This window comes from Microcystis sp. T1-4 (assembly GCF_000297435.1).
GTDB lineage: Bacteria > Cyanobacteriota > Cyanobacteriia > Cyanobacteriales > Microcystaceae > Microcystis.
The window spans coordinates 1-9,127 of the sequence record NZ_CAIP01000188.1 but is presented as its reverse complement, the minus strand read 5'-3'; the positions used below and the strand labels follow the sequence as shown (position 1 = coordinate 9,127).

Genomic DNA, 9,127 nt, shown 5'->3' with positions numbered 1-9,127 from the left:
AGGGGGGTATCAAGGGGGGATCAAACCCCCCTTATCAAGGGGGGATCAAGGGGGGGATCAAACCCCCCTTATCAAGGGGGGGATCAAGGGGGGGATCAAGGGGGGATCAAGGGGGGATCAAGGGGGGATCAAGGGGGGATCAAGGGGGGATCAAGGGCGATTGCAGTTCGATAAACTCACTAACCACAATGGGATGCAAGACGTGCCATTGGTGTAAACTTAAGCACCACCAAACTCCCGTAAGGGAGAAGCATTCGGGCAATAACCTATCGCTGAAACCGTAAATTTTTTATCCGAATGCTTCGCCCCTACAAACTCAAATACCAAAACATAAGCCAATTTTGAGACAAAAGCAGATTTTTTGGTATGATAAAAACAACTATTGCAAAATTCTATGGTTTGGCAAGCGGGACAACTCCTCCACAATGGCAAGTACGAGATCCTTGAGGTCTTGGGACGGGGAGGTTTTGGCCTGACCTATAAAGCACGTCATCGCCAACTCATCATGGAAGTGGTGATCAAAACTCCTGATATTTTGCAAAAAAGAGATACGGAATACAAGGATTATGTTAAACAATTTGAGGAAGAAGGACGCAAGTTAGCCAAATTTTCCCAGACTCCCCATCCCCATATCGTCCGTATTTCCGATTTTTTTATGGAAGGTCAAGTTCCCTGTTTGGTGATGGATTTTATTCAGGGTCAAACTTTGATCGAAAAGGTGAAAACTCAAGGAAAATTATCGGAAGCGGAATGTTTGAAATATATTCGGCAAATTGGCAGCGCATTAGAGGCAGTTCATCAAGCAGGAATGGTACACCGAGATGCTCACCCTGGTAATATTATGATTCAACCCAATGGGAATGCTATCCTGATTGATTTTGGCATTGCTAAAGAGATTATTCCGGCTGGTAGTAGTTCGACGGATTATGCCGCAAATCCCAGTTTTGCCCCCTATGAACAAGTTTATAAAGGTAGCAAGGCCAATCGTCAGCCGAGCGTGGATATTTATGCCCTAGCCGCCAGTTTTTATTATGCGGTAACTGGTCAAAAACCGACTCCTTCAATGGAACGCCGTTTAGATAATCGTCCTTTAACATCACCGAAAAAAATTAATCCTAATTTAAGTGATCATCTTAACAAAGCCATTACTCTGGGCATGGCTTTGGAAAAAGAAAACCGCCCTCAGTCTATGTCCGATTGGTTACAACAATTGGAATTACCACCCCCTCCTGTAGAAGAAAAATATCGTCGAGAAATAGTTAATATCCCACCTGCTGTAGAAGAGAAATATCGTCAAGAAAAAGTTAATCCCCCACAGCCAAGGAAAGAGCCAAAAGTGGCTGAAACAAAAGCCCCTGTTAACCCAAAACCTTCTGAAAATTCTCTTCAGAAAAAACTAAAAGCTCTTCCCTGGGGTTGGTTAATGGTTGTGTTTCTTATTCATGGTTTACATGGTTACGGTTCAGGCTCGAGTCGAATACCTTGGCTGGGTGTGACTGCTGTGGCTTGGGCTGTGGGTCTGGCTTGGGCTATGGTTTGGGCTGTGGGTGTGGCTAGGCCTATGGTTTGGGCTGTGGGTGTGGCTAGGCCTATGGTTTGGGCTTTGCCTGTGGTTTGGGCTGTGGTTTGGGCTTTGCCTGTGGCTTGGGCTTGGGCTGCGGCTTCGGGTGGGGCTTTGCCTATAGCTTCGGGTGGGGCTGTGGCTTCGGGTGGGGCTGTGGGTGTGGCTTGGTTCTTGATGATTTTTGATCCCTGGAAAAATACAGTTTGGTCTAATTCAGGTTGGTATAATTTTTTCTTGCTCTGTTTTGTCCCTGGATTGATAGGCGGTATTACTTTAAGTGTTACGTCAGGAAATTTTATTGCGGGAATATTAATTGGAATATGGAGCATCGCAGTAGTATTGACCCAGTGTGTTACTACATACGAGTTAGACAAGAAAAACTTTAGCCCTTTCAATATTTTTCTGATTCTTGCGGTTACAAATTTAAGTGGTTTAGCAAGCGGTTGGTTATTGGGTTTTCTCCTGCATTCCAAAGGCTAACAAAACATAAAACTATCCTCATAATTCCGTTTTTTATATTGTTATCTTCCCTAGATTAGGTTAATTAATGCAACCCAAAAACTAAATTGTGCCATAGTAGTGAGTCTATTCTGCTGAGGAGCATCTCACTTGTGCCATGCGTATTAATGCTTATAGCTGTCAAAAACTATAAAACAATGAGCTTGTAATCAAAAGTTCATGTCTGCGTCACAGTAAGTTCATATCCCCCACCTAAATTAGAGATAGTCAGTCCCAAGCCGTTTTCCAAAACACTCCTCTCACACCCACGATTATTAGGACTGACTTTTATTCCCTTCTCAGAATGGTTAAACAATAAAAACTATGACTCGCAATATTTTTAACGATAATATTTCCCCGCGCAACGAAGGCAATCCCAAACGCTCCAAATCTTCTGCAATGAAAAAACTTTTTGCCTATTCCTCCTTACTGGTTTTGGGTGCTGGGTTAGGCATCGGTGCCACCTACGCCTACAGTCAAAATCCTCTAGAATTAGCCCAAAATATTGCCCCGGCTGCCAATAATCCTCGCCCCTCCACACCAGCCGCAGCCGCTCCCTCAACCCTAGTTATTCCCACCAATTTTGTCGCTTCTGTGGTGCAAGAAGTGGGGCCGGCGGTGGTAAGAATTAATGCTTCTAGGGAAGTCAATGGAGGCGGTGATTTTTCTGAATTTGCTAACGATCCTGTTTTCCGTCGCTTCTTCGGTTCCCAAATACCCGAGCGAGGAGAAAGACAAGTTCAAAGGGGTACAGGTTCCGGGTTTATTATCAGTAATGACGGTAAAATTATCACCAATGCTCACGTTGTCGAGGGAGCAGATAAGGTGACTGTCACCCTCAAAGATGGTCGCACTATCGATGGTAAAGTTTTAGGTAGTGATCCTTTAACTGATGTGGCAGTGGTACAGGTAGAAACGAGCAATTTACCCACGGTTAAATTAGGTAATTCTGATAGTTTACAGGTGGGAGAATGGGCGATCGCTATCGGTAATCCTTTGGGATTAGATAACACTGTCACCACGGGAATTATTAGCGCCAAGGAACGCAATGGCTCCCAAATTGGTGCTAGTGATAAACGGGTGGATTTCCTGCAAACCGATGCGGCAATTAACCCCGGAAATTCCGGCGGACCTTTGTTAAATGCTCGGGGAGAAGTTATCGGAGTTAACACTGCTATCATTCAAAATGCCCAGGGTTTAGGTTTTGCTATTCCGATTAAAACTGCCCAAAGAATCGCTGAACAATTAATCGCCACGGGTAAGGTGGAACATCCCTATCTCGGTGTTCAAATGGTGCAGTTAACCCCAGAGGTAAAAGAACAATTAGCCGATAGTCCCATGGCTGATAATTGGAATGTCCCCGATGATTCTGGTGTCTTGTTAGTGCGGGTGATGAGAGATTCTCCTGCCGCAGCAGCGGGATTGCGATCGGGTGATGTGTTAAAGTCTGTAGGTGGTAAGAATGTCACCGATCCCGATGCGGTTCAGGAAATTGTGGCTAATACTCAAATCGGCGATAATTTACCCGTAGAAATTAGCCGAGAAGGACAAAAAATTAATCTGAATATTCAAGTGGGTAGCTTGAATACTGCTAACAGATCCTAGTCTGGAAGATAAGTGGTAGAAGACCTAAACTTTATAGAGAGCTTGTTACTAAGCTCTCTATATTTCTGGTTTTACTTTTGGCTCTTGAATCGAATAATTATGCTGTAATAGTCTTTCCTGTGGTTACTGTGGGGAGGGAAAAGTCAGAGGCAATCAGGAAAAATGATAAGTATTTTATATATAAATAACTTCAATACTTAAAAATATTTAAATTTACAATCGGTAATATTTATTTTTACTTAAGAATTTATTGAGAATAATTTTTATTTATTTACGAGGTTGCAATACTTCCAGCGATTCTGGTATAATTTTGCATTATGCTATGATGCCTTTTATTGTAATTTTTAGGGTTTTAATGATCTGGGTTGTCTTAAAACCCTTGCTAAATCTAGACTTTTCCCTTGGGCAAAACCAAACACTTTCGCCAATTATCCCTTTTTTCCCGAACAACGTTGATCTAATTTTTGTGTAGTTTTGTTGCAAAGTCAAATTTTTTTTGACAAAATGCCTAAATTGTGGTATGGAGATAGATTGTTGATAGGTGGCAATTCAAACCGAGGCAATCAATAATTAGGGGAGGGTTAGGGAATTTAACCGAAAATTGGGAAGATTCAGAAGAATTAGCCGAAGAACTGGATAATATCTGGGACGAGAGAACCTGATGGCTTATCTCTTTGATACCGATGCTATTGCAGAAAAATCAGCGATAAAAACCCTTTTTTACCGATCTAGCCCGGCTCTAACCCTTGGGAAAATCGGAAATTAGCTTAATCAAAAAATATGCTATAATGAGAATGTAAGCACAAGGGGCCGTAACGGTTTCGACAGGTTAGCGAAAGCTCCCCCGTGATACAGGTCGAGAGTGAGTCTCCTCTCGTAAATCAAAGGCTCAAACAAAAAGTAAATGCGAACAACATCGTTCCTTTCGCTCGTAAAGCCGCTCCTGTAGCTGCCTAATAGTCTCTAATCGACTCGAGCATTCATAGTTTGACTCCGTTAAGGACTATGGATAAACCCCCAACGGATGCCACGTTTAACTTTCTCTAGTTAGTTAACCGTCTAAGCTTTAACTAGAGCATCCCACTGTCCGGGATAAGTGACAGTCCCCGTTTCGAGGGTAATCGAAACTAAACCTGTGAATGAACGGACAGTCAATACCTAATTTGGACAGCAGTTCGACTCTGCTCGGCTCCATTGATTAGTTTAATGAAAAACCTTCTCTCCCGCATGGACGGGGTACAGACACCGATCATTCCCGTGGTCGGCCAATTAATTAAAGCGAACCCCGGCACTATTTCCCTCGGTCAAGGGATTGTTTCCTATTATCCACCCCGGGAAGCGATCGAATCTCTATCTTTATTCTTAGCCAATCCCAAAAATCATCAATATCAATCTGTGGCGGGAATTCCCCCCTTATTAACAGTAATTCGGCAAAAACTAGCCGAAGATAATCGGGTAGAAATCAGCGATAAACAGGCAATCTTTGTGACGGCGGGCAGTAATATGGCCTTTATGAATGCCATTTTAGCCATTACTTCCCCGGGGGATGAAATTATTCTCAACACTCCCTTTTATTTCAATCATGAAATGGCCATAAAAATGGCTGATTGTCAAGTAATTTTGGTTGCCACAGACAAAAATTATCAATTGCGTCCAGCCGCCATTGAAGAGGCAATCACGGAAAAAACTAAGGCAGTGGTGACGATTTCTCCTAATAATCCCACGGGAGTAGTTTATCCAGAAAATACCCTAAGGGAAGTCAATCGCATCTGTCAAAAAAAGGGCATCTATCACATTCATGATGAGGCCTATGAGTATTTTACCTATAACCATGCCCGCCACTTTTCCCCGGCGGCAATTGTTGGCAGTGAATCCTGGACTATTTCCCTATTTAGTCTCTCAAAAGCCTACGGTTTTGCCAGTTGGCGCATTGGTTATATGGTAGTACCGGAACATTTATCTGAGGCGATTAATAAGATTCAGGATACTATTTTAATCTGTCCGCCGGTGGTTTCGCAATATGCAGCCCTAGGAGCGTTACAGGTGGGTAAAAACTATCCTTTAGAACAGTTAAAAACCATCAGTCAAGTTAGAGAAATTTGCCTGAATGCTCTCGAATCAATCGGCAATATCTGTGATGTTGCCACTGCGGAAGGGGCTTTTTATTTCTTCCTGAAAATTACCACAGACAAGAATGATTTTCAGTTAGTTAAAAGTTTAATTGAGCAGCAGCGGGTGGCGGTGTTACCCGGTTCAACTTTTGGGATAACAGAGGGCTGTTATTTGCGTCTTGCCTACGGTGCTTTATCTCCAGAAACAGCTTTAGCGGCAGTAGAAAGATTGGTAAAAGGACTGCGTTATTTTAGTCAGTGATTTTCAAGAATAAATACTGGTTTTCTTTCTTGGTTTTTACTTTACCACAGCCTTTCTCCTCAAGATAACGACTCCCTAAAACCAGAGACTTTGTACCTCACAATTAAGATAACTGCTATCAGATAACCTCTGATTCGATCTTTTGGGCTATTCTTAGTTTAGCCGAACGAGAACGAGGATTTTTAGCCTGTTCTTCTCGGCTGGGGATAATCGGCTTTTTCGTGATAATTTTCAAGGAATTATCTTCGCGAAAGCCATACTTGATCAGACGATCTTCTAGACTATGAAAACTGATCATAGCGATAATTCCCCCGGATTTTAGCCAGTGGGGGGCTTGATTTAACAATTTTTGCAGAGAATCTAATTCTTGATTAACAGCGATGCGTAGGGATTGAAAAACCCGCGTCGCCGGATGAATACGTCCATAACGGTAACTAGCGGGGACAGAACTGGCGATGACAGCCGCTAATTCTGTGGTGGTAGTAAAGGGACGTTTTTGGACGATCGAGCGAGCAATAGGACGAGATAAACGTTCTTCTCCGTATTGATAAAAAAGATCCGCTAATTCTTTTTCCTGCCAATGGTTAATAATATCGGCTGCCGTCAGGGATTGACAGCGATCCATTCGCATATCTAAGGCTGCCGTGTGGCGAAAACTAAAGCCGCGCTCGCTCTGATCGAATTGGGGAGAACTGACTCCTAAATCAGCGATAATGCCATCAAAACTGCTATTTTGTCCCTTATAATCGGCGAAGTTCCCCCACCAGAGGGTTAAACGGCTATCTAGATAGGGGGCAAGACTAATTTTAGCGGCTTCTAGGGCGCTTTGATCGCGATCGATGGCGGTTACTGTGGTTTCGGGATGAGCTTCTAAAAGCAGCCGGCTGTGTCCACCACCGCCTAGGGTAAGATCGAGATAATGCCCCCCGGGTTGAATATTTAAGCCGGCGATTAATTCTTGACTCAAAACGGAAATATGGGGAAAATCTTGATTCATCTGCTGATAACTTCCTGAAAATGGCGATTTAACCTAGGGTTTGCGGCAAAAAGTTTGTTGGTGGGGGCAGGGTGTGGGGTGTGGGGTGTGGGGTGTAGGGTGTAGGGTTTTACCGATTTTGGGGTAGTCAGTTACCTAATTTTCAGGGAAAAAGTGCCTGAATTTTACCCCCGATCACTCCAATGGTCAGCACTTTTTGAGGGAAAAAAAGTCTAAAAGCCTTATCCAACAAGGTTTTTAGATTTATTCAGCCAACCCTAACCTAAAAATAACTGATAGGCCCGGTTTTGACTTTCATCCCAATAGCGATAGCCGAGAGTATCGAGAAAAGCTTGCCATTGATTCATTTCATCGGGGGGGACCTGTATGCCCACGACGATGCGCCCATAATCGGCCCCGTTATTGCGATAATGGAAAACGCTGATATTCCAGTGGGGACTCATGGAGGCGACAAATTTCATTAAAGCCCCCGGTCGTTCGGGAAACTCGAAGCGATAAAATAATTCATGATCGGCTAAATGCGATCGCCCTCCCACCATGTGGCGCAGATGCAGTTTAGTCAATTCATCATCACTAATATCGAGGGTTTTAAAGCCACAAGCTTCAAAACTCTCGGCTAATTTCTTGGCATCGCTGCGATTTTCGATCTGGGCGCCGACAAAAATATGCGCTTCTTTTTCATCGGCAATACGATAACTAAATTCGGTTAAATTGCGTTTGCCGACACATTCGCAAAAACGGCGTAAACTGCCCGGTTGTTCGGGAATAGTCACAGCATACAACGCCTCGCGCCGTTCCCCTAATTCCGCCCTTTCCGCCACAAACCGCAGACGATCAAAGTTCATATTCGCTCCACAAGCCACAGCAACGAGGGTTTTATCCTCAATTCCTTCTCTTTCTACATAAGCTTTCGCTCCTGCTACCGCTAACGCCCCCGCAGGTTCTAAAATCGAGCGTGTATCTTGAAAAACATCCTTAATCGCCGCACAAATATCATCCGTATCCACGAGGATAATCTCGTCCACATACTGCTGACAGAGACGAAAAGTCTCCTCTCCCACCTCGCGCACCGCCACCCCGTCGGCAAATAATCCCACTTGGGACAAACGCACCCGATAACCGGCTTTTAGGGATTGATTCATCGCGTCTGAATCCACAGGTTCCACCCCGATAATTTTAATTTCTGGGCGTAAACGCTTGACATAGGCTGCAATACCTGATATAAGTCCACCGCCACCAATAGCGACAAAAATCGCCTCGATCGGTTGCTGATATTGTCGTAAAATTTCCATACCGATCGTACCCTGGCCGGCGATTACCTCCGGGTCATCGAAGGGATGGATAAAAGTTAAGCCTTTTTCCGCTTCTAACTGCCGCGCGTAAGCATAGGCATCATCGTAGGTGTCACCGTGCAGGACGACAATCCCCCCCCGGGCTTTTACTGCGTCGATTTTGACTTGGGGAGTGGTGACAGGCATAACGATAATCGCTTGGGTTCCCAATTGCCGCGCTCCCAAAGCGACTCCCTGAGCATGATTTCCCGCCGAGGCAGCAATTACACCTTTTTGTAACAAATCCCTTGACAAATACGCCATTTTGTTGTATGCGCCGCGCAGTTTAAAAGAGAAAACTGACTGCATATCCTCACGCTTGAGTAAAAGCTGATTGTGCAAGCGTTGGGAGAGATTGGGGGCAAATTCCAAGGAGGTTTCTTGGGCGACATCATAGACGCGTGCGGTGAGGATTTGAACCAGGTAATCGCAGTACATTATTCTTTTTTGGCGGTGGGGATTTGCGAGTCAGAGTCTAGGCTGGGCTGAGGCACGAAACCCAACCAATGTCCTATTATCAAATAATTATAATGATTTTGCCCAATTATCGGATGGGGTGTTGGGTAACAGTCGTCAACCCAACCTTGTATATGTCGCCGGGGTCGTCGTGAAAACAATCAATTGTTAAGCTAACAGACCCTATCGGGCAAGGATGAGTAAAATCAAGGGGATGCTCTCCAAAGTAACAATCAATCCCGCCAATTTCTCAGGCTGACAGGGGGACAAGCGAGCTAGAAGGTAGATAGGGCAAACGATATA

At 44.3% G+C, this 9,127-nt stretch carries 5 protein-coding genes and 1 other RNA gene; 4 read left to right on the top strand and 2 right to left on the bottom strand.

Going from position 1 to position 9,127, the window contains the following annotated elements; genetic code table 11:
* The first annotated feature begins 394 nt into the window (after nucleotides 1–394).
* The 4 genes from MICAI_RS11935 to MICAI_RS11925 all read left to right on the top strand — a co-directional run bounded on the left by MICAI_RS11935 (nucleotide 395) and on the right by MICAI_RS11925 (nucleotide 6,040).
* Nucleotides 395–2,044: a bifunctional serine/threonine protein kinase/MFS transporter gene (locus tag MICAI_RS11935; protein ID WP_008202105.1), complete on the top strand. Its 1,650-nt coding sequence runs from the start codon at nucleotides 395–397 to the stop codon at nucleotides 2,042–2,044.
* Between the two features lie 342 nt (nucleotides 2,045–2,386).
* Nucleotides 2,387–3,667, top strand: coding sequence for an HhoA/HhoB/HtrA family serine endopeptidase (locus tag MICAI_RS11930; protein WP_008202103.1), 1,281 nt, complete (start codon nucleotides 2,387–2,389; stop codon nucleotides 3,665–3,667).
* Between the two features lie 806 nt (nucleotides 3,668–4,473).
* Nucleotides 4,474–4,864: a transfer-messenger RNA gene (gene ssrA, locus MICAI_RS22525) on the top strand.
* A 9-nt stretch (nucleotides 4,865–4,873) separates the two neighbouring features.
* Nucleotides 4,874–6,040: a pyridoxal phosphate-dependent aminotransferase gene (locus tag MICAI_RS11925; protein ID WP_008202101.1), complete on the top strand. Its 1,167-nt coding sequence runs from the start codon at nucleotides 4,874–4,876 to the stop codon at nucleotides 6,038–6,040.
* Between the two features lie 118 nt (nucleotides 6,041–6,158).
* Here MICAI_RS11925 and rsmH read toward each other — a convergent pair whose 3' ends face one another.
* Together rsmH and ilvA are read right to left on the bottom strand one after the other, a co-directional pair.
* A complete protein-coding gene (rsmH, locus tag MICAI_RS11920) occupies nucleotides 6,159–7,037 on the bottom strand; it encodes a 16S rRNA (cytosine(1402)-N(4))-methyltransferase RsmH (protein ID WP_008202100.1) in 879 nt (292 codons plus the stop codon).
* Nucleotides 7,038–7,294: 257 nt separating this feature from the next.
* Nucleotides 7,295–8,806 (bottom strand): threonine ammonia-lyase, biosynthetic, encoded by a 1,512-nt coding sequence (gene ilvA / locus MICAI_RS11915; protein ID WP_008202098.1) that lies wholly within the window; start codon nucleotides 8,804–8,806, stop codon nucleotides 7,295–7,297.
* Between the last annotated feature and the right edge of the window lie 321 nt (nucleotides 8,807–9,127).